An 18669-nucleotide genomic window follows, 5' to 3' on the forward strand; every position below is an offset into this window, starting at 1 on the left:
CGGAGAAAACCCTGCCTTCTCCAGCCGCTGCTTTTTTATAGCTGATTATCTTTTTCAAATTTGCCAAGTGCCCCGTTAATAAACTTACGTGACTTGTCATTGCTAAAGGTCTTGGCCAATTCTAGCGCTTCATTAATTGCGACCGCAGTCGGTACCGTGTCAACAAATTGCATCTCATACAGTGCAAGACGGAGGATAATCAGGTCAGCCTTAGCCAGGCGGTTGATTGTCCAGCCGCTAGCAAGGACCGAACTAATCTGCTGGTCAAGTTCTGCTTGATGGTCACTAACTCCAGTCACCACTTCTTTAACGTATGCCGGTAGCTCCTGCTCATCATGGTGAGGAATTGATTGGTATACCGTATCAAGGTCTACTTCAGGGTTTGTCTGTAAGGCAAAGAGGACCTGAAACGCCTCTTCACGAATTGCGTGCCGAGTCAAACTCATGCTTAGTCATTACCTCCATCGTCGTCTTCTGAATCATCGCCAAATAAGTTATCTGGATCTACCTGTTGTTCTTCTTGGGGCGCAACGATTCCCTTAACGTGAACATCTACCTCGGTAACTACGAGGTCCGTCATTAACATTACTTGTTGTTTAATCCGCTTTTGGATCTGCGCTGCTACTTTCGGAACCGAAGCACCATATTCAACGAAGACATCAACATCAATTGACAATTCATCGTTGTCATTCGTCAACTTAACGCCCCGGCGGTGTCCAGACCGGCCCAATAATTCACCAACACTGTTGGCAAAGGAACCGTACATCTTAGATACCCCTTCGACTTCGCTGGCCGCGTAACCAGCAATAATTTCCAATACCCGGGGTGCAATCTGAATTGTTCCCAAAGATTGGTCATCATTTAAAACAATTTTTGATTCTTCTGGCATCTTTAACCCTCCATTAACCATTCGTCGAGCTAATAATTAGATCGTGATTGACATTTGCCATTTATATACCCTATCTATTTTGCACTAATTGGCACTAAAAATCAACGGCCATCAGTCCGCAAGCGGGAGGTGGGCCGTTGACGTTATTTGGTGATTATACCAGTCGTGAACAACCAGGTCTAACGAGTGCATACTAAAGGCCCCAAAGTCCAGATTCTTTGCGGCCGCTAACTTTGCTAGTAGCGCGGCCGACTCCTTAAGGGGCCTTTTGAACCTAACCACCGTCACATGACCCGAAAAGGTGGGGTAACGTTCCGTTAGCTTTAACCCCGCCGCAGGTAGTGCCTGTCGAAGGCGGTTCCGCAGGTCGGCTAGTTCTGGACTATAAAAGCCCCGCGCCATAACTGCAGATGGGCTAACAATCAGGCCCTGAATACGCCAATGAATCGGTGGCGTACTAGCAACCAGCGGTGCAACTACCCGTTGGTAGTGGTCAAATTGAGCCGCCGTTAACGAAAAGTCAGCTTGAGCCGCTAATAGGTCCATCACGGTAATATGCATGTCCTGGGCCGGGTAATAGTACTGGTCTGGGGCCAGTTGGGCAATGGTTTGCAAGTAAAATTCGAGATTGCGGCACACGTGGGCTGGTAGGTGTCCTAAAAGTGTTAACCCGGCGCGCGAATCAACCATCCGCCCCGCCAAATACGGGTCAAGCTCTTCTCGACCCGCAGCCAGGGCCGTTCGTCCCCGGTGGTTAATCTCATCATATAGAACTTCTAGTTGAGCCGCCATCTTTAGTCCCCCACAATTAGTAGTTCAGTTGGTGCTAACGTTAACACCTGGGGTCCCCCGTGGGTAACCACGACATCATCTTCAATCCGCACACCACCAAGTTCGGGAATATAGATCCCCGGCTCAACCGTAATCACTTCATTATTATGTAACTTGACATCTGGTGTTCCTGGACCATAGCTGGCCGGCAGTTCATGAACGGCCAGTCCGATTCCGTGACCCATCCCGTGGTTAAACTCATCCCCGTAACCCGCTTCCTCAATTAGGCGGCGGCCGGCAGCGTCTAAACGGTTACCCCGCTGACCGACCTTAACCTGGTCAATAACCGCCTGGCGGGCCGTGTTAACGATTTGGTAAACATCACGGAGTTCTGGATCAACTGACCCCACCGCCACCGTCCGGGTCATATCAGCCGTATAACCAGCGACAAAGTAACCAAAGTCAACCGTCACGATGTCACCATCTTCAATTAGCTTCTTACTGGCGGTCGCATGCGGTTTAGCTGCATTAGCACCACTAGCAATGATCGTCGGGAAAGAAGCGGCGGTTGCCCCGTGTTCTTTCATCCAAAAATCAAGTAGGTTTGCTAAATGCTCCTCACTCACCCCCGGATGAATCTCATTCAATAGGTAGTTAAAGCCCGCCGTATGTAGGTCCGCCGCCTGCCGTAACTTAGCAAGCTCGGTGCTTTCCTTTACTAAGCGCATCTTTTCAATTAAGTTCGTAAAGGGAACCAGGTCCGCCTGCATGATCTCATCAAGCACATCATATAGGTAGTATGAGATGGTACTTTCATAGCCTAAGACACTGACCTTCATCGTTTGGCAGATCCGGTTTAAATCATCATAGTAATCCTGACTGACCGCCGCAACGACCTCATCACTGTCAAACTCCTGCAACGCCAATGAGTAGCGCGCATCGGAGACGATAATTGCCCGGTCAGCGGTTACCAGTAAAAAGCCATCTCCCGCCAGCAGGTGAAAACCGGTCAGGTAGTAAACATTGGTTGGGTCGGTAACCAGGAAGGCATCCAGATAAAGCTTTCCCAGCCGTCCCTGCAACCGTTCAATCCGACTTGCCATTTTTTCCTCCTTGATAAAAAAGATGGGTTCAGACGTACTACTTCGTCCGTCTTCCCATCTCCCGTTAGTACAGGCAGGGGGGTGAATCTCCTGGCCCTTAGCGCAAAGTTCTTTAAAACAAGAAAAAGGCCGGAAAAACTCCCAACCTTTTTAATTTATTATTCAGCAACTGGGTAAACTGATACCTTACGCTTGCTGCGGCCCATGCGTTCAAACTTAACAACACCGGCTACCTTTGCGTAAAGCGTGTCATCGCCACCACGACCCACGTTTTCACCTGGGTTAATGTGCGTACCACGTTGACGGTAGATGATAGAACCAGCAGTAACCATTGAACCATCAGCAGCCTTAGTACCAAGACGACGACCAGCTGAGTTCCGACCGTTAGCAGTGGAACCACCCCCCTTGTGGTGGGAGAAGAATTGCAAATCCATAATCATAGTTGTTCACCTCCAGCAATGAACTTTAGTTTAACATTTTTACTTCAATGTTATCTGGATAACTCTCCTGAACGTCAAGTAAGCCATTCATTAGAGTATTCAGGAGGAGCTGACTATCGTGATCAACTCCCAGCTGGGCAACCTTTAGGAGGCCCCCATTTTGATTATCACTCTCCACTTGCGGCTTCACATGGACAACATGTTCGAGACCATTGATAGTGGAGATAGCTAGTGCCGAAACCGCTGCACAGACAATGTCTTGTCCATAGGGACCGGCGTCGGCATGCCCGGTAATCGTAAAGTTGGTGATTCGCCGATTCGAATCTAACTTAAAATGTGCTCGAATCATTGGTTCACCTCCGCATTAAGCGTTGATCTTGTCAATCGTAACCTTAGTGTATGGTTGACGGTGACCTTGCTTAGTGTGGGTGTGCTTCTTAGGCTTGTACTTGAAAGTAACAACCTTCTTTTCCTTGCCTTGCTTTTCGACAGTCCCTTCAACAGCAGCACCATCAACAAATGGCGTACCGATCTTGGTGTCGTCACCACTTACCAGGACAACCTTGTCAAAAGTGACCTTGTCACCTTGCTTTGCGTCAAGCTTTTCAACGAAGATGGACTTACCTTCTTCAACCTTGTATTGCTTGCCGCCAGTAACGATAATTGCGTACATATTGTGCACCTCCTTAATATCTAAGACTCGCCGAATCAAGCAGCAGTGCTTTAAACTTGATAGCGTGCGGTTGTAGTTGTTGGTTCACAAATACAACGTTTGTATGATAGCAAATTTAGGCCTAATCGTCAACTACTAAATAGCATTTAAAAAGGAAAGCAGCTGGTAGAAAGCCTTGCCTTTCTACCAGCCACTTTCAAACTGCAGATTGGGGCAACCGTTAGACGTCCTCCAAGGCTGAATCTTCTCCGCCGACAAAGAAACCAGCGATAGCAACGTTAACCCGGTCGAATTGACTAAACATCTTCTCAACACTTTGGGTCATGTAATGGGCAGTGTAAATCATCCCGTCCATTAACCAGTGACGAATTAGGCCAAGAAATGCCGAATCAATAAAGGAAACCTGTAGCTGAAGAGGAACCGAAGACTGCTTTTGACTATCACTCACAGTTTCATAATAATCGGTTAAGTAGTTCGCCAAACGATCATACATCTGTTCATAGAAAAAGTCGGTCTTTTCGCTATTTAACAGAACATCAAAAACGTCGGCGTTGTTTTCAATGTAGCGAAAAGCCTTGCTTACAGAAAATACCTGCACCGTTCGCTCCGTTGACAAACTTAAGTCACGACTATCTACCATTACTTCGGCAAAGAAATCATCTAAGATTTCCTTAATCGCTGATTGAATAAAATCATGCTTATCCTTGTAATGGAGATAGAAAGTTCCGCGGGTGATGCTGGCAGTTTCTGTAATCTTCTGGACGCTAATATCTTCAATCTTTTCACGCCGCATTAGATAAACAAGGGCCTTGCGTAGACTATTTCTAGTTTTAACTACGCGAGGGTCGGTCTTGTTAACAGCCATAAACCATCATCCTTTCATAGCCAGTTTCAGTTCTTCTCCCTTCCATACTTCTACTAATTTAAAGTATAGGTTCATCAGCCCGCTCTTGTCAAACAGTTAACAGCTTTCTTTCAATAAATGTTTTAATATCGGACTAGGAACGGTTGACAACGATTTGGCAGCAATTATATACTGGAGGTTGTCTGGAGCGGTAGCTCAACTGGATAGAGCATCGGTCTTCTAAACCGAGGGTTGAGGGTTCAAGTCCCTCTCGCTCCATTTAACTTAAAAAACGGCAGTTCAAATGAACTGCCGTTTTTTATTTTTTGAGATGATTTTTACTTCATACTTAATCTTCGGCAAACTTCTGGTTAAGCGTCGTTACCATTTTCTGGTAGGCAGCACTAATTTCAGCAGGGGTAAAGCCAAAGTCAACTAAGCCCATTTTCAGCCATAAGTGCCAAGCATGGCGAAAGTCTTCTTGGCGGCGGCTAAAGTAGGCACTGTTCAAGAAATTCTTAACCGCTAAGTATTCACGGTTAAGGTCCGCTAACTTGGTCTTCTCTTCGGCATCGGTAATCCGTTGCCACTGTTGCTGATCTAAAACAATCAAATGTGTCCACTGCCGCTTAGCACTTGCCAAGAGGAACCACGCTAACGCCTGGACATAATCCTTTAATAGTTGCGGCCGATCGATTCGATGGTCTGGGTGTAAAACATCCGCCCAGCCGGCAACCTTGGCACAGGCACTCAGCTGTAAGTCCAGTTGTAAATAAGCCGTTTGTAACCGCGCCTCCGGACCAATCATCAGTTCCAGTGCGTCATCAACCGTTAATTCCAGGTCGATTACCTCATGTAGCATCTTGGTAATGTTTAATTCATTATCTTTCATCCTGGTCACCGCCGTTCGTTACTGGTTGACTCTTACCATCGGGTGTAAAGACCTCCGTCGGTTCAGCATCCGTAGCGTTGACTTCGTGATCGTCACTAGCTAAAACCATCTTTTCGGACCGAACCGCTAAGGCCGCCCGGTTAGCCAAGAACCACTTTCGGATGAGGTTATAGTGCAAAAGGGTATCGAAGAATGAAACTTGGGATGCAGGATCATGCACGGCAAAGAACCACTGCTGGCTGTAGTCATCAGGATCAAAGGCAATATCTAGTTTAATTCCTTGATCCAAGACTAGTTCGGCCCCGTTATTGTGTGGCAGGTTCATTAACATGTAGTCGTTTTCCGCGGTAGCGACAAAGAGCCGGTCAATCACGCGGAGGTCAAGGTCTGGTTGTACCAAGTTAAAGTGTTCCTCATTGGTGGTGTTCAAGATTCCCAAATTAATGGTAAAGTCAAGGTCGGCTGCCAAGTCCTTGGCAAATGAAATTAACGGCTTGACGGCATCCCGTAATTCAAGATCCGTATGCTGCTTTAATGCCCGAACGATAAAGTAGTTGACCAGGGCCTGGTTATTAAACTGCAGGAAGCGGTTGGCAAGGTCCAGATAAAAGAGCGGCTCTTGCTCTCCCTGCTCCGTAAAGGCCGCCTCACCGTGATTAACAATAAATTTAAATGATTCCCGGTCAGCGATTGAATCAATCCGGGCAATAAATTCGTGCCGCGCGTTTTCACTAATCTTGACCGCGTCAATCCCATGCTTTTCCAGCAACCGCCCCATAAAGATCAGGTAGTAGTCTGCCGCCTGGTAGTGCTGGGGGAAGTTAATAAATGCATTCTGCAAGTCCAGCGTTACTAGTTGGTTCGTCGCCGCCAGCATTTCTTCGGCGTCATCCGTCTGGGCTAGCTGGTCAAGCAGGTCGACATAGCGTTGGCCCAATTTTAAAACGTCCTTAAAGGAATCAGCTAGCGCGGTGAGCTGCTCGCTTGGTGAGCTAATCATCTTATTATTGTTCATCTGCGCTCACCTGCTTTCCATCCTGCTGCCCGTCAGTCAAGCTGGCCAGGTAGTCGGCATATAAGTTGCGGTTGGCCAATTCAAAGTCTTCAAAGCTACCGAAAGTGTCAATAATACTCTTTTGTTCATAACTCAGAATCGTGTTTTCCTTAGAAAGAGCCAAGACCACTTGATCGTTTTCCCGGATCGTCTTGTTAGCAGTCCGGGCCTCCTGCTCTTCATCCTCTAACTTTTGCAGTTGATCCACGAGTTCTTGACGGGTTTCCTTATTCTTACTCGACTCAAAAATACTGGAGCGGGAATTAACCTCTTCCAGTTGCGATTCAACCTGCTGCCGCTTCTGTTCCCGGGCAGCCTGGTGATCAATTAATGACTGTAAATGGTCGTTTTGATTAGAGATTTTTTCAATCCGGTCACTGTTGTACCGTTTATTCTTCCGGCCCAGTTCAAATGACTTCGCAAGTTTCTCGTATTCGTCCCGGCCAAAAGAAAAACGAACATTTAAAACATCTAATTCACCGAACTGCCGCCGATCCCACCAATTACCGAAGTAAATCCGGTAGTGGCCAGTCTGGTATTCCTCATAGTAAAAGAATGGGTAAGCATGCCCTAAGTACTTAATCAAGTTGACACTGAGGTAGTTGCTCAACTGATCTGCTAAGTCATCAACTAAACTCATTACGCCCTCGTCATTAGGCTGTTGTTCCCGGTGCTCAATCTCCTTCGCATACCGGCGGTTATCTAACAGCCGGTAGATCTCCCGGTCATGATGTGCTTCAACTGCCTGGTTAAGTTCTTGTAAGTACTTAACCTTAGTCGCCACCCGGTGCTCAATCAATGTACTGATGTCAACAGCTTTATTTCCATGTTTTTCATTCGCCATAAAGCACTACTCCTTGTCTGCAATCACTAACTTAATAGTAGCTGAAAATCACGTAGCGTGATTAATTCTTGGCAAAAACTTTATAATTGCTTAATTATTTTACTAAAACCATTTTGGCACATTTTACCCTTTTTGCAATAGTACAACGATGACAATTTACTATGGAAAGTCAAAACAGCTACACGGTACCAAGAAAATTGTAAAGAATTTGCCACGTTTCACGACGACCCTTTGCAATTCTGATCAGCTGAACTATAATAATATTAACAGGTTTATACCTGTTACTTAATGGAGCGTTTCGAAAAGAGGCGAAGTTAACTATGGCATTAAGTAAGCAAGAACGTAAGGAAATGGCTCGTAAGGCCATGGAAAAGCGTGGGAGTAAGAAGCCTGATGGCTCTGGTTTCGCAAAGCTTGACGAAGAAGCCAAGAAACTGAGCGACTAAGCTTTTTGAAGCAATCCGGTTTATTAAAGCGGCTGAAGAGAGCCGCTTTTCATTTTTTAAAAATAAAGCAGGCCAGCGAAAATAACTTTTCGCCGGCCCGTTTTTTTATTTCTGCCTGCTATCCTAGTTCATTGCATTGATCATCCGGTCAAGCAATTCAACATCGGTCTTCTTCGGGTAAATAGCCATGATTTCAAAAATCTGTGGTGCCGAAGTTGAACCGGTAAAGGCGAGGTTCAGTGGGAAGTAAAGGTTACGACCCTTAATACCAGTTTCTTTACCTACTTCCTTGATGGCCTGACTGTAGTCCAAGTCATCGTCACCGTTAACTAGCTTCTCCTTTAAGCCCTTTAAAACGGCCAGCACATCCTGGTTGTCAAAGCTATCGTCATTGATAATCTGGTCGTAGTTAAAGTGTTGGTCTAAGACGGTGTAGTATTCCCAAGAATAGGAAATGACATCCAATAGCTTGTCAACATCCCGTTGGTGAACGTGGATGGTCTTCTTAATGATGTCTTCGCATTGGTCTTCCGGAATACTTTGAAGGCGCTTAGCCTCTTCCGTTTCACCTTCCTTAACCAATTCCATCGTCCGCTTGGCCAATTCATCAACGTCCATCTTCTTGATGTACTGAGCGTTCATCCAGTCGAGCTTCTTCTGGTCAAAGTAAGCTGGTGCCTTTGACATCCGCTTTGGATCGTAAACCTTGATCAATTCATCCTTAGAGTAGATTTCCCGCTCGCCCTTTGGTGACCAACCAAGGAAGGCGATGAAGTTAAAGATGGCTTCTGGTAAGTAACCATGCTTCTTGTATTCATTAATGAACTGCAGGGTATCCTTATCCCGCTTACTCAACTTCTTCCGCGTCTTCGGGTTAAAGATCAACGGAATGTGGCAAAAGACTGGGTGTTCCCAACCAAGAGCTTCGTAGATCGCCATCTGCTTAGGGGTGTTAGAAATGTGGTCAGCACCACGAAGGACATGGGTGATTTCCATGGAGTGGTCATCAACAACAACGGCAAAGTTGTAGGTTGGCATCCCATCACTCTTTTCGATGATGAAGTCACCACCAAGGTTGTCAGAGTTAAAGGAAACGTGGCCCCGGGCAATGTCGTCCCATTCGTATTCATGATCCTTTGGGAAGTGGAAACGAATAGTTGGCTTTAATCCCTTGGCTTCAGCAGCCTTTTGTTCTTCTTCACTCTTACCGTACCAACGACCATCATAGTGTGGAGCCTCACCATTAGCGCGTTGACGTTCACGCATTTCTTGAAGTTCTTCTTCAGTCGTATAGTCCTTGTAAGCAATCCCCTTATCCAATAGTTCTTGGATGTACTTGTGGTAAATGCCCTTTTCGTTCCGTTCACTTTGCCGATAAGGTGCGTACTTCGGGTTAGGCTTGTTAGGACCTTCATCCCAGTCAATCCCTAACCAGTGTAAGTTTTCCCGCTGGCTATCTTCACCGGATTTAACGTTCCGCTTGGTATCGGTATCTTCAATCCGTAATACCATGGTTCCACCAAAGTGCCGTGCAAATAAGTAGTTAAACAATGCTGATTGTGCATTTCCAATATGCAAGAAACCAGTCGGACTTGGTGCATACCGAACTCTAACCTTTTGATCCATTATTACGATTCTCCTTTAGTAACTAGTTAGCGGCCTAAAAATGCCACTAGTTCAACAATTATAATTTTATCTGAATGTGCTCATTTGTCAATGCAAGTTCCCCGCCTTTCACCAGGGCGGGTTGGCCGCATAAAAGACGCCCAACAAACTGTGAAGCCGCACAGTACTGTCGGACGTCTTAATAAGGTTTTCTATGTTAAATTAATTAGTATTCTTCCATGTACCGCTTACGTTCCCAATCTGAAACGTGTTGACGGTAGGAGTCATATTCACGCGTCTTAGCTTCCATGAAGCTGTGGTAAATGTGTTCACCCATGGAACCCTTCACTACTTCATCCTCGGCCAAGGACTTTAGGGCATTGTGCAGGGTATCGGGCAGGTTGCGGATATCCTTTTCCTTTCGTTCAGCTGCCGTCATCTGGTAGATATTTTCATCAACTTCGTGAATTGCTGGCAGTTCGTTCCGCAAGCCATCAAGACCGGCCTCTAAGACCGCTGCAATTGCCAGGTATGGGTTAGCAGATGGGTCGGCGGACCGTAATTCCAGTCGGGTTCCCATCCCCCGATCACTTGGGATCCGGATTAGCGGTGAACGGTTGGACGTGGACCAAGCAACGTAAACTGGTGCTTCATAACCAGGGACCAACCGCTTGTAAGAGTTAACAATTGGGTTGCAAATAGCAGTGTAGCTCCGGGCATGCTTCATCAGACCACCCAGGAAGTGGTAAGCCGTTTGGGAAAGCTTCTTGTCATCCTGGTCATCAAAGAAGGCGTTTTTGCCATCCTGGTTAAACAGGGACATGTTTAAGTGCATCCCGGAACCATTAATTCCGGATAATGGTTTTGGCATGAAGGTCGCGTGCAGGCCATACTTTTTGGCAATGGTCTTCACAATTAGCTTAAAGGTTTGGATATTGTCGGCGGCCTCTAAGGCGTCGGAGTATTTAAAATCAACTTCGTGTTGACCAGGGGCAACTTCGTGGTGGGCCGCTTCAACGTCAAAGCCCATCTTTTCCAGTGCTAAGACAATGTCACGGCGACAGTCTTCACCACGGTCGGCCGGTTCCATATCAAAGTAGTTTTCCTGGTCATTGACGGTTTGGGTTGGGTTACCCTGGTCATCAGTCTTGAAAAGGAAGAATTCCGGTTCTGGACCGATGTTGAAGTCCTTAAAGCCCATCGCTTGCATATCATGTAAAACCCGCTTCAGATTATTACGGGGATCGCCAAGGAAGGGTTCACCATTTACCTTGTGGACACTGCAGATTACCCGAGCAACCTTACCGTGTTCAGCACCCCAAGGGAAGACTAACCAGGTTGCCATATCAGGGTAAAGGTACATGTCACTTTCTTCAATCCGTACAAAACCATCGATCGAAGAACCATCAAACATGATCTTATTGTCCATCAGCTTGTCAAGTTGACTAACGGGCAGGTCAACACTCTTAATTGTCCCCAATAAGTCAGTAAACATCACACGCAAGAAGCGGATGTTTTCATCCTTGACCATCTTGCGAACTTCATCTTTTGACAATTCTCGCTTTGCCATTTTATCCATTCCCTTTCGTAAAAAACTCTCACGTCGCATGCCATCATTAATAAAATTAAGTTCAGACTAACTCATCTTTCCAGACTGGAATAGACCAATTGATGAAACTTAGACTTATCATCAACGTTAACCCTTCCTCAATACGGTTCTTAGGATAACAACCTCTGCGGACCAAGTCAATTTTATTCCGAAACTTTTCGGCAATCGCAAGCAAATATGTTCGGCAACTTTACTTTCTTAACCAATCATCGACCAACGACTTAATATCCTGAATACTATCCTGACCACTAACCAGGTCAAACCAGTGAACCGGCATTTTATTGCGGAACCAAGTTAACTGCCGTTTGGCATAGTGACGGGAGTCCTGTTTAACCTTAGCGACCGCCTCGTCCAGGGTACACTCACCACGAAAGTACGGGAAGAACTCATGGTAGCCAATTCCCTTTCCGGCGGGGAGGTTTTCCCCTCCCTGATCGAAGAGCCAGCGCGCCTCGCTTTCCAGTCCCCGGTCCATCATCTGGTCCACCCGCTGGTTAATTCGGTGGTACAATACCGCCCGGTCAGTATTGAGACCAATTAATAGGAAATCCGCATCGGGAGCCGAATGCGGCTGACTAGAGAAGGGCTGGCCTGTTTTTTCAACAACCTCAATGGCCCGGATCAGGCGGCGCCGGTTGCCTACTGGGATTTGCTGGCTGGCTACGGGGTCTAACTTAGCTAGGTGTTGTTGAAGGTAACTATTTCCCTTTTCGGCAGCTACCTGGTTCCAGTGACGGCGGATCGCAGCGGACTGCTCATCATAGTGGTCGCGCCCTAAAGCAAGGTTTTCGGTAAGGGCCTGCAGGTAAAAGCCCGTTCCACCCGCAATAATTGGCAACCGCCCCCGGGCAGTAATGTCATCAATCCATTTCGTGGCCGCCGCTTTAAAGCGGGCCGCTGAATAGCGCTCATCAATTGCACACACGTTAATCAAATGGTGGGGTACACCAGCCATTTCCGTTGGCGTCACCTTGGCAGTTCCAATATCAAGGTGCCGGTAAACCTGCATGGAATCACCAGAAATAATTTCCCCATTTTCGGCCTGGGCCAGGCGAATGGACAATGCTGTTTTGCCCACCGCGGTCGGCCCGACAATTGCAATAATTTTCTTCATTTCTAAACTTCCTTATAAACTTCTAAATTTAATCTGAATCACTGGTAAAATGCCTTAAAGACAGTCATAATAAGGGTAAGCCTGATACTAAAAAGGAGGAATACCTAAATGAAAGCATTAACCAAGGGATTCTTAATCGGAACGGCTTCCACCCTCGCAGCAATCGCTAGCGGTGCTGTTGCCTTCCACAAGACCGTTATTAAACCAGCTGAAGAAGAAGAAATTAAGTTTGACGAAAACCGGCGGGCAGCTACTCGTAAGAACCGGTCGGCTCATCAATTCTAATTTCATCACTATTATATAAGATCACTGTCCTAAAGTGGTTAAAAAGCCAGTCAATAATAAAAGCGGCTCCTAACGTTCGGTAAAACCGATCCGGTTAGGGGCCGCTTTGTTAACTTAATACTTATTCTTCTTGGTCTTACCGTCCCATTCGCGGTAACCATTCCGCAAGATGTACAACTTCTTGTAGCCATGCTTATTTAAGAAAGCTGCCGCTTGGGTTGATAAGGTCATTGACTCATCGTACATGTAAACCGGTAAGTCAGGCCGTAATTCACCATACTGTTGACGGAGGTAAATGTAAGGAAGGTTCCGGGAACCCAGGATATGCCCAGCAGCAAAATCCTTTTCCTGACGAAGGTCAATTACCTGGGCCTTCCGCATCCCCTTTTGAAAATCTTCTTGATCCAGAACAGTTGCGTAGTGGTTCCGGCGCCAGTAGCTCCAGCCCCAGCTGATCAACCAAGCCAGGATCAAGATGATTATAACTATATTAACCGTTAACAGCCCATTACTAATTCCGAGTACCACGATTCATTCTCCTCGCTTAGGCTTGTTCAAACTGGCGTGCCAGTGATGCCGCACCAATCACACCAGCATCGTTACCGAGTTGTGCCAACTTCAGCTTTGTAGAGGTCCGAACGGTTGGGAAGGCAAACTTCTCAAAGTTCTTTTGAACCCGCTTCAGCAGGAAGTCTCCAGCAGCGGAAACACCACCACCGATAACCAGGTATTCTGGGTTCAGGGCGTTAGACAGGTTAGCACAGGCCAAGCCTAGGTAGAAGGCCATTTCATCGACAACCGTGTTTGCCAGGTAGTCGTTTTGCTTAGCCAAGTCAAAGACGATCTTAGAGGTAATCTCATCACCATTATCGATCATTGCCTTCAGACGGCTGTTACCCTCGTATTCTTCGGCCTTATCTTGGGCAATGTGAACAACCCCGGTTGCGGAAGCGTATTGTTCCAGGCAACCCCGGTTTCCACAAGTACAAAGGTAACCATTCGGCTTAACAATCATGTGGCCAACTTCACCACCGGCACCGACGACACCATGAACCAGTCGACCGTTGGAAATTAATCCACCACCGACACCGGTACCTAAAGTAATAAAGGCCACGTCATCACCTTCATTACCGGCACCCTTCCAGCGTTCACCAAGGCCGGCTACGTTGGCATCGTTATCAAGGGCGAACTTCATGCCCGTTCCCTTTTCGATCTGTTCCTTAACGTGTTGCGTGGTCTTCCAGTTTAGGTTAAAGGCCCCCACAACGGTTCCTTCTTCCCGGTCAATTGTCCCGGGCGTCCCCATTCCGATACCAACGAATTGGTCCGGAGTCATCTTATAAAGGTCCAAGTGGTGGTTGATTGAATCGATAATATCAGGAACGATGTGTGAACCATCATCTAAGATATTCGTCCGAATTGACCACTTTTGTTGGATTTCACCATCTTGGGTCAAGATTGCGAACTTAATCGTGGTCCCACCTAAATCAACACCAAATAATTTCTTTGCCATGATAAACTTTCCTCCTGATTTTACTAAGGGTTAGTATAAGCGACCGCTTGCTTCGCGGCGCTCTTCTTCACGATGTTCTTTACGAAGAACAAGTTTAGCCTTCATATAGGTCTGGCGATCAACGACACCGGCCTGGTATAAGTTATCCAACTCAATTGCCATCAGCTCAATATCATACAATCGTTTACCGACATATACAAAGATATCAAATTGCTTTAATAATTGCTGGACATCGTATAATGTCCGATACTCACGTGGTAGCGCCATCTTATCAGCTCACTTTTATAAATAATGCAACCACACCGGCAAGTAGCACCACTGTCGCGAGCAGGCGCTCAATAACGTTGACCCGGCCTAGACGGGGTGCTGCCACCATGTAGGCGGCCAAGAAGCCACCAAACAGGCCACCAATGTGACCCGCCAGGTCAATTCCTGGAACCATTAAATCAGTCACAATGTTTAAGACCACCAGGATCAAAAACTGCCGGCTGAGGATCCGAATTGCCTGGTTATCACGAAAAGAGAGTCCTAACATGATGAAGGCGCCAAAAAGGCCAAAGATCGCGGTACTAGCTCCAGCGGAAATACCGGTAGGCAGCCAGTAGGCACTGAGAAGGTTACCAGTTAGCGCACTAATAAAGTAGATTGCCACCATCCGCCAGTGACCAAATAACTGCTCAACGTACATCCCAATAAAGTAAAGGGTAATACTATTGATCAAAATATGGGCAAAACCGATATGGACAAATACCGGTGTGATCAAACGCCACCATTCACCGGCATGAACCAGGCCCGCCTGCAATGCACCAAAGCGGAGTAAGATAACTGAATTCTCTGAACCACCAGCCAGGGTCATCATAACATAGACGATCACCTGGATAGCAATAATAATAACCGTTACTGGGTTATTCTTCCAAAAATCAGCCTTCATCTGCTAGTTCTCCGCGAGTGTAATCACCCGGTCGATCTCCTGGTCATGTTCTTCAGCTGTCCACTCATTATCACCGGCAACCTGGGTCGGTAGTGCCAATGAAATCGTCTTACCGTGGTAGTTGCTAAGGTAACGATCATAATAACCGCCACCAAAGCCCAGACGCTTCCCGGTCGTGGTAAAGGCAACACCAGGGACAACTATTAAGTCAATTTCGTCCGGTGTAAAAACCTGGCCATCTTGCGGCTCTAAGACACCAAAGCTGGTTTCTTTAAATGTCGTATTTTCCTTTAACTCCACAAACTCCATCTGACGGTGAGGTAAGGTGCGTGGGACCACAACTGTCCGTCCTTCATGCCGGGCATGGAGGATCAGCGGAGCGGTGTCAATTTCAAAAGATTGGCTAAGGGTCAAGGCAATCACCTTGGCCCCCATCCACTCGGGCTGGTCATACAGTTCAGATGCTAGCCGTTTCTCTTCGCCGAGTCGTGTATTGACATCTAACTGTTGAAGCCGGGCAATGTAGGCCTGACGCAGTTCTGATTTTGAATACGTCATTATTCTACAATCTCCCCTTTATACTAATAATGATAAACGGTTTCAATAAAACATTATCACCGCTCACCCATTAATTTGCAAGCGTTTTTTCATTAAAAGCTGGTCTAAGCACGCGCCATTACTCACCTAGGCGTTTGTAAAGCCGGATAATTTCTTCGGCTAGGTCAATGTAGGTAATTGCCGTCATGAGGTGGTCTTGGGCATGGACGGTCAGTAGACTTAGCTTAACTTGCTGACCCTGGGCCTCTGCCGTCAGCATCTTCGTTTGAAGATTGTGTGCCGTATTTAACTTTTCCTGGGCCGTTGCCAATTTTTGCTCTGCCTCGGTAAACTTCCCATCACGGGCCACCGCGATGGCCTCCTTAGCTGCCTTTTTAGCGTCACCAGCATTGAGCATTAACTGCATTGCTTGGGCCAGTGATGCTGACTCTTCTTTTGCCATTTTCACTTCTCCTATCTTAAGCTAAAAACAAAAAAACCTGCTAACAGCGAAATAGCTATCGGCAGGATTAAGAAACGAAACTAATTACTTAGTTTCACGGTGCAAGGTCACCTTTTGTTCCCGTGGGCAGTACTTGTTTAATTCAAGACGGTCGGGATTGTGACGACGGTTCTTACTAGTTAAGTAAGTCCGTTCATGGCATGAAGTACATTCAAGTGTAATGTTGACACGCATGAGTTGAAACCTCCAAACATATTTTTAATCTTTAATTGGTTATTTATCGTAACCCTAACTCGTACAACTATATCATTTCTTAACCATTTTGGCTAGTGGTTTGTCAAAGTTTGTTAAGGAAAAATCCTTGACAGGGGTTAATTATTCCCGCTATCGGTTCCCTCACTAGAGTGGCGAACAATCGTCCAGTAAGCATGGAAAATCTGCCGGGCCATTGTGATGTTGGCCTCCCCATCATCATTCGTACAACCGGGGATTGCCAGTGCAACAACTACCTGGGGATTCTTCGAAGGTGAGAAACCGGCAAAACTCAGGGTCGTCGTATCATGACCGTTAGAAACCGTTTGGGCCGTCCCAGTCTTCCCAGAAATCGATGGCCGGGCGCTCGATAGGTTCTTAGCCGTAACGTAGGCGTTCGTCCCGTGGGTAACTAAGTAGAGCCCTTGGTGGACCAGGTCAAAGTATGACTTTGGTGCCGGGATAACTTGTTGTACCTGGGGCTGGGTTGTGTATTGAACTGGCCCTAATTCACCGTTACTCTTGGTCCCCCGGATTTCCTTAACAACGTATGGCCGCATCCGGTTACCACCGTTGGCAATCGTTGACATGTACTGGGCCAACTGAATAGTCGTGTACCCGTCATAGTTCCCGTAGGCCAAGTCAAGGGCGGAACCGATGTGCTTTTCATCTGATGGCCCTTCATAACCGGTCGTTTCGCCAGGAATATCGATCCCGGTCTTTTGCCCTAGGCCAAACATGTTGAAGAAGTACCGCTCCCTTTGGAAGATACTTGGCTTCAAGGTCATCGGACCGTTATCCGTGTAGTTCATCTTCCCTTCCTTCATGATTAACTGCATCATGTAGGAGTTAGAAGAAACTTCTAGGGCAGTTGGTGCATCCACCGCCATGTTGGCACCACCACCGTGGTTAAACCAAGAACTCTTTTGGGCAATCCCCTCGACCTTGATTGGCTTATCAGTCAAGGTGTTATTTTCGGGAGTAATGACGTGGCTCATCAAACCACCCATCACGGTTGCCGGCTTAACAACCGACCCCATGGTGATTGGCTGGTTAATGGCCCCAATCGGGTTGGTCGTCTGCTTCCCGGTCTTCGTGTTCCGGCTGATCCCAGCCATCGCGTAGACCGCCCCCGTGTTCGGGTTCATAACTACGGCATAGACACCGGAGGAGTAACCATTCCCGGCAGCGGCATAATTTTGTTCCAGGATTTGTTGAACCCGCTTTTGGAACCGCGAATTTATCGTCAGGACCAGGTTGTCACCCTTCTTACCAGGGTACTTAACCTTTTCCTTGGTAACGTTGTTGCCGCTAGTGGTGACCTGGGTTTGGGACTTCGACCCTGCCAGGGTAGACTGGAAGCCCTTTTCAAGGTAACTCTGGCCCACACTATCATTCCGGGAGTAACCTTCGGAAAGCAAGGAGTTAACCTCGTCACTTGGTAAACCAGAAGTAGAAACGGCACCGGTTAAGGCTTGCATTGACTTACCCTGCGGATAATTCCGGGTCCAGGCCGTACCGATCTTTACACCCGGCATTTGTCCCAGGTGTTCACCAACCTCGGATAATTCCTTAGCAGTAACTCCGGTTTCCTTAATGTAGGTAGTTGACAATGAGTAAGCACCACTCATTGCGGCATAAATCCGGGCATTATTTTTCTGTTGCTTTGATAAGGACCAGCTTCCCGGGTGGGCACTTAGGTACTTCAAAGCCTTATCATACTTAGCATCGTCCGTTTCACTATCGGAGGTCTTAACGTGCTTTAAGATCTGCTTTAGCCGTCCCTTATCGGCCAAGTAATAATCCTCCTGATTCCGCTTGGTTAACCGGGAATTCTTATTGGATACGCTAACGTAACGACCCAGACGGTTAGCAATACGGTACAGGTCAGCGCTGGTTACGTTCGACCCCTTGGTATAGGTAATGGCCTGGTGCGTTTGGTTACCAACGACCACCTTACCTTGTGAGTCATAAATCATCCCCCGCTGGACGTTATTGGTCTGAATTGTCGTGTCTGACCGCTTAACTTCCGCCTTGTACGCCGTCCCATTGAGGACCTGCAGGTAAAAAAGACGGGCCGCTAGTGCCAACAGTAAGATACCGACAATCCACAACAAGAAGTTTAATCGAAACGGAATGATAGACTGTGCATTTCGATTTTTTCTATTACTACGGGAACTAAGGGCGTTCCTCATTCGATCAAAAATTTTCACCGGATCAAAATTCTCCTTCATTGTAGTGAATACTATTTTAACAAATTTTAACTTGGTACGCAGGCCAAGTAAACACTACTAACACAAGAATAATACTCTTTATTTAGCTAAAAATGAACTACTTCAGCGGGGATTTACTTAATTTTAATTTCCGTCACAGTTTTAACATATTTTTCGTTATATAATACGGG

General features: G+C 46.8%; 24 protein-coding genes, 1 tRNA gene and 1 other annotated feature. Of the genes, 3 read left to right on the forward strand and 22 right to left on the reverse strand.

Features of this window, described 5'->3' with window-relative positions:
• Positions 1-35: 35 nt before the first annotated feature.
• The 8 genes from nusB to ACI31H_RS05740 all read right to left on the reverse strand — a co-directional run bounded on the left by nusB (position 36) and on the right by ACI31H_RS05740 (position 4741).
• On the reverse strand, positions 36-446 hold the full coding sequence (gene nusB, locus ACI31H_RS05705; protein WP_439771030.1) for a transcription antitermination factor NusB: 411 nt from the start codon (positions 444-446) through the stop codon (positions 36-38).
• Positions 447-448: 2 nt separating this feature from the next.
• Positions 449-889 (reverse strand): Asp23/Gls24 family envelope stress response protein, encoded by a 441-nt coding sequence (locus ACI31H_RS05710; protein WP_439771031.1) that lies wholly within the window; start codon positions 887-889, stop codon positions 449-451.
• Positions 890-1000: 111 nt separating this feature from the next.
• Entirely contained in the window at positions 1001-1681 is a 681-nt protein-coding gene (locus ACI31H_RS05715) for a 2'-5' RNA ligase family protein (RefSeq protein WP_439771032.1), read from the reverse strand.
• Between the two features lie 2 nt (positions 1682-1683).
• Positions 1684-2763: a M24 family metallopeptidase gene (locus ACI31H_RS05720; protein WP_439771033.1), complete on the reverse strand. Its 1080-nt coding sequence runs from the start codon at positions 2761-2763 to the stop codon at positions 1684-1686.
• 158 nt (positions 2764-2921) lie between these two features.
• Positions 2922-3203 carry a 50S ribosomal protein L27 gene (gene rpmA / locus ACI31H_RS05725; RefSeq protein WP_289558639.1) on the reverse strand — a complete coding sequence of 94 codons (282 nt, stop codon included), beginning with the start codon at positions 3201-3203 and terminating at the stop codon, positions 2922-2924.
• Between the two features lie 25 nt (positions 3204-3228).
• Positions 3229-3552: a ribosomal-processing cysteine protease Prp gene (locus ACI31H_RS05730; protein WP_439771034.1), complete on the reverse strand. Its 324-nt coding sequence runs from the start codon at positions 3550-3552 to the stop codon at positions 3229-3231.
• A 15-nt stretch (positions 3553-3567) separates the two neighbouring features.
• On the reverse strand, positions 3568-3876 hold the full coding sequence (gene rplU / locus ACI31H_RS05735) for a 50S ribosomal protein L21 (RefSeq protein ID WP_439771035.1): 309 nt from the start codon (positions 3874-3876) through the stop codon (positions 3568-3570).
• 13 nt (positions 3877-3889) lie between these two features.
• Positions 3890-3958: a sequence feature (ribosomal protein L21 leader region), on the reverse strand.
• A gap of 138 nt (positions 3959-4096) precedes the next feature.
• Positions 4097-4741, reverse strand: a complete 645-nt coding sequence (locus ACI31H_RS05740) for a TetR-like C-terminal domain-containing protein (RefSeq protein ID WP_439771036.1) — start codon at positions 4739-4741, stop codon at positions 4097-4099.
• A gap of 184 nt (positions 4742-4925) precedes the next feature.
• Between ACI31H_RS05740 and ACI31H_RS05745 the strand changes: the two genes are divergently transcribed.
• A tRNA-Arg gene (locus tag ACI31H_RS05745) sits at positions 4926-4999 on the forward strand.
• A gap of 70 nt (positions 5000-5069) precedes the next feature.
• Here the strand turns inward: ACI31H_RS05745 and ACI31H_RS05750 are convergent.
• The 3 genes from ACI31H_RS05750 to ACI31H_RS05760 are packed head-to-tail and all read right to left on the reverse strand — an operon-like array spanning position 5070 to position 7510.
• Positions 5070-5612 (reverse strand): hypothetical protein, encoded by a 543-nt coding sequence (locus tag ACI31H_RS05750; RefSeq protein ID WP_439771037.1) that lies wholly within the window; start codon positions 5610-5612, stop codon positions 5070-5072.
• On the reverse strand, positions 5602-6627 hold the full coding sequence (locus ACI31H_RS05755; protein WP_439771038.1) for a hypothetical protein: 1026 nt from the start codon (positions 6625-6627) through the stop codon (positions 5602-5604). The genes ACI31H_RS05750 and ACI31H_RS05755 overlap by 11 nt, the downstream gene beginning before the upstream one ends.
• Positions 6617-7510 (reverse strand): exonuclease SbcC, encoded by an 894-nt coding sequence (locus tag ACI31H_RS05760; RefSeq protein WP_439771039.1) that lies wholly within the window; start codon positions 7508-7510, stop codon positions 6617-6619. The genes ACI31H_RS05755 and ACI31H_RS05760 overlap by 11 nt, the downstream gene beginning before the upstream one ends.
• 320 nt (positions 7511-7830) lie before the next feature.
• On the opposite strand from ACI31H_RS05760, the gene ACI31H_RS05765 reads away from it, so the two are divergent.
• Positions 7831-7956, forward strand: a complete 126-nt coding sequence (locus ACI31H_RS05765; RefSeq protein WP_267202282.1) for a hypothetical protein — start codon at positions 7831-7833, stop codon at positions 7954-7956.
• Positions 7957-8079: 123 nt separating this feature from the next.
• On the opposite strand, the gene gltX is transcribed toward ACI31H_RS05765, so the two are convergent.
• The 3 genes from gltX to miaA all read right to left on the reverse strand — a co-directional run bounded on the left by gltX (position 8080) and on the right by miaA (position 12284).
• Positions 8080-9582, reverse strand: coding sequence for a glutamate--tRNA ligase (gene gltX / locus ACI31H_RS05770; protein WP_439771040.1), 1503 nt, complete (start codon positions 9580-9582; stop codon positions 8080-8082).
• 205 nt (positions 9583-9787) lie between these two features.
• Positions 9788-11131: a type I glutamate--ammonia ligase gene (gene glnA, locus ACI31H_RS05775; RefSeq protein ID WP_439771041.1), complete on the reverse strand. Its 1344-nt coding sequence runs from the start codon at positions 11129-11131 to the stop codon at positions 9788-9790.
• A 229-nt stretch (positions 11132-11360) separates the two neighbouring features.
• Entirely contained in the window at positions 11361-12284 is a 924-nt protein-coding gene (gene miaA, locus ACI31H_RS05780) for a tRNA (adenosine(37)-N6)-dimethylallyltransferase MiaA (protein WP_439771042.1), read from the reverse strand.
• A 108-nt stretch (positions 12285-12392) separates the two neighbouring features.
• On the opposite strand from miaA, the gene ACI31H_RS05785 reads away from it, so the two are divergent.
• Positions 12393-12569, forward strand: a complete 177-nt coding sequence (locus tag ACI31H_RS05785) for a DUF3042 family protein (protein WP_439771043.1) — start codon at positions 12393-12395, stop codon at positions 12567-12569.
• 114 nt (positions 12570-12683) lie between these two features.
• Here the strand turns inward: ACI31H_RS05785 and ACI31H_RS05790 are convergent, their stop codons facing one another.
• The 8 genes from ACI31H_RS05790 to ACI31H_RS05825 all read right to left on the reverse strand — a co-directional run bounded on the left by ACI31H_RS05790 (position 12684) and on the right by ACI31H_RS05825 (position 18499).
• Positions 12684-13097 (reverse strand): rhodanese-like domain-containing protein, encoded by a 414-nt coding sequence (locus tag ACI31H_RS05790; RefSeq protein WP_439771044.1) that lies wholly within the window; start codon positions 13095-13097, stop codon positions 12684-12686.
• A 16-nt stretch (positions 13098-13113) separates the two neighbouring features.
• The gene (locus ACI31H_RS05795) at positions 13114-14082 is read right to left on the reverse strand and encodes an ROK family glucokinase (protein ID WP_439771045.1); all 969 of its coding nucleotides are present in this window, start codon (positions 14080-14082) and stop codon (positions 13114-13116) included.
• Between the two features lie 30 nt (positions 14083-14112).
• Complete coding sequence (locus ACI31H_RS05800) at positions 14113-14349, reverse strand: YqgQ family protein (RefSeq protein WP_439771046.1); 237 nt, start codon at positions 14347-14349, stop codon at positions 14113-14115.
• Positions 14350-14353: 4 nt separating this feature from the next.
• Positions 14354-15013 carry a rhomboid family intramembrane serine protease gene (locus tag ACI31H_RS05805; protein WP_439771047.1) on the reverse strand — a complete coding sequence of 220 codons (660 nt, stop codon included), beginning with the start codon at positions 15011-15013 and terminating at the stop codon, positions 14354-14356.
• Positions 15014-15016: 3 nt separating this feature from the next.
• On the reverse strand, positions 15017-15571 hold the full coding sequence (locus ACI31H_RS05810) for a 5-formyltetrahydrofolate cyclo-ligase (protein WP_439771048.1): 555 nt from the start codon (positions 15569-15571) through the stop codon (positions 15017-15019).
• A gap of 118 nt (positions 15572-15689) precedes the next feature.
• Complete coding sequence (locus ACI31H_RS05815; RefSeq protein WP_439771049.1) at positions 15690-16013, reverse strand: PTS lactose/cellobiose transporter subunit IIA; 324 nt, start codon at positions 16011-16013, stop codon at positions 15690-15692.
• Positions 16014-16097: 84 nt separating this feature from the next.
• Positions 16098-16247: a 50S ribosomal protein L33 gene (gene rpmG, locus ACI31H_RS05820; RefSeq protein ID WP_003664049.1), complete on the reverse strand. Its 150-nt coding sequence runs from the start codon at positions 16245-16247 to the stop codon at positions 16098-16100.
• A 137-nt stretch (positions 16248-16384) separates the two neighbouring features.
• On the reverse strand, positions 16385-18499 hold the full coding sequence (locus tag ACI31H_RS05825) for a peptidoglycan D,D-transpeptidase FtsI family protein (RefSeq protein WP_439771050.1): 2115 nt from the start codon (positions 18497-18499) through the stop codon (positions 16385-16387).
• Between the last annotated feature and the right edge of the window lie 170 nt (positions 18500-18669).

This window comes from Limosilactobacillus sp. (genome assembly GCF_051873035.1).
Lineage (GTDB): Bacteria > Bacillota > Bacilli > Lactobacillales > Lactobacillaceae > Limosilactobacillus.

What these genes read in the sequence shown, in the direction of transcription:
- nusB (WP_439771030.1), bottom strand. Translation starts at nt 446, where the DNA reads ATGAGTTTGACTCGGCACGCAATTCGTGAAGAGGCGTTTCAGGTCCTC.
- ACI31H_RS05710 (WP_439771031.1), bottom strand. Translation starts at nt 889, where the DNA reads ATGCCAGAAGAATCAAAAATTGTTTTAAATGATGACCAATCTTTGGGA.
- ACI31H_RS05715 (WP_439771032.1), bottom strand. Translation starts at nt 1,681, where the DNA reads ATGGCGGCTCAACTAGAAGTTCTATATGATGAGATTAACCACCGGGGA.
- ACI31H_RS05720 (WP_439771033.1), bottom strand. Translation starts at nt 2,763, where the DNA reads ATGGCAAGTCGGATTGAACGGTTGCAGGGACGGCTGGGAAAGCTTTAT.
- rpmA (WP_289558639.1), bottom strand. Translation starts at nt 3,203, where the DNA reads ATGATTATGGATTTGCAATTCTTCTCCCACCACAAGGGGGGTGGTTCC.
- ACI31H_RS05730 (WP_439771034.1), bottom strand. Translation starts at nt 3,552, where the DNA reads ATGATTCGAGCACATTTTAAGTTAGATTCGAATCGGCGAATCACCAAC.
- rplU (WP_439771035.1), bottom strand. Translation starts at nt 3,876, where the DNA reads ATGTACGCAATTATCGTTACTGGCGGCAAGCAATACAAGGTTGAAGAA.
- ACI31H_RS05740 (WP_439771036.1), bottom strand. Translation starts at nt 4,741, where the DNA reads ATGGCTGTTAACAAGACCGACCCTCGCGTAGTTAAAACTAGAAATAGT.
- ACI31H_RS05750 (WP_439771037.1), bottom strand. Translation starts at nt 5,612, where the DNA reads ATGAAAGATAATGAATTAAACATTACCAAGATGCTACATGAGGTAATC.
- ACI31H_RS05755 (WP_439771038.1), bottom strand. Translation starts at nt 6,627, where the DNA reads ATGAACAATAATAAGATGATTAGCTCACCAAGCGAGCAGCTCACCGCG.
- ACI31H_RS05760 (WP_439771039.1), bottom strand. Translation starts at nt 7,510, where the DNA reads ATGGCGAATGAAAAACATGGAAATAAAGCTGTTGACATCAGTACATTG.
- ACI31H_RS05765 (WP_267202282.1), top strand. Translation starts at nt 7,831, where the DNA reads ATGGCATTAAGTAAGCAAGAACGTAAGGAAATGGCTCGTAAGGCCATG.
- gltX (WP_439771040.1), bottom strand. Translation starts at nt 9,582, where the DNA reads ATGGATCAAAAGGTTAGAGTTCGGTATGCACCAAGTCCGACTGGTTTC.
- glnA (WP_439771041.1), bottom strand. Translation starts at nt 11,131, where the DNA reads ATGGCAAAGCGAGAATTGTCAAAAGATGAAGTTCGCAAGATGGTCAAG.
- miaA (WP_439771042.1), bottom strand. Translation starts at nt 12,284, where the DNA reads ATGAAGAAAATTATTGCAATTGTCGGGCCGACCGCGGTGGGCAAAACA.
- ACI31H_RS05785 (WP_439771043.1), top strand. Translation starts at nt 12,393, where the DNA reads ATGAAAGCATTAACCAAGGGATTCTTAATCGGAACGGCTTCCACCCTC.
- ACI31H_RS05795 (WP_439771045.1), bottom strand. Translation starts at nt 14,082, where the DNA reads ATGGCAAAGAAATTATTTGGTGTTGATTTAGGTGGGACCACGATTAAG.
- ACI31H_RS05800 (WP_439771046.1), bottom strand. Translation starts at nt 14,349, where the DNA reads ATGGCGCTACCACGTGAGTATCGGACATTATACGATGTCCAGCAATTA.
- ACI31H_RS05805 (WP_439771047.1), bottom strand. Translation starts at nt 15,013, where the DNA reads ATGAAGGCTGATTTTTGGAAGAATAACCCAGTAACGGTTATTATTATT.
- ACI31H_RS05810 (WP_439771048.1), bottom strand. Translation starts at nt 15,571, where the DNA reads ATGACGTATTCAAAATCAGAACTGCGTCAGGCCTACATTGCCCGGCTT.
- ACI31H_RS05815 (WP_439771049.1), bottom strand. Translation starts at nt 16,013, where the DNA reads ATGGCAAAAGAAGAGTCAGCATCACTGGCCCAAGCAATGCAGTTAATG.
- rpmG (WP_003664049.1), bottom strand. Translation starts at nt 16,247, where the DNA reads ATGCGTGTCAACATTACACTTGAATGTACTTCATGCCATGAACGGACT.
- ACI31H_RS05825 (WP_439771050.1), bottom strand. Translation starts at nt 18,499, where the DNA reads ATGAAGGAGAATTTTGATCCGGTGAAAATTTTTGATCGAATGAGGAAC.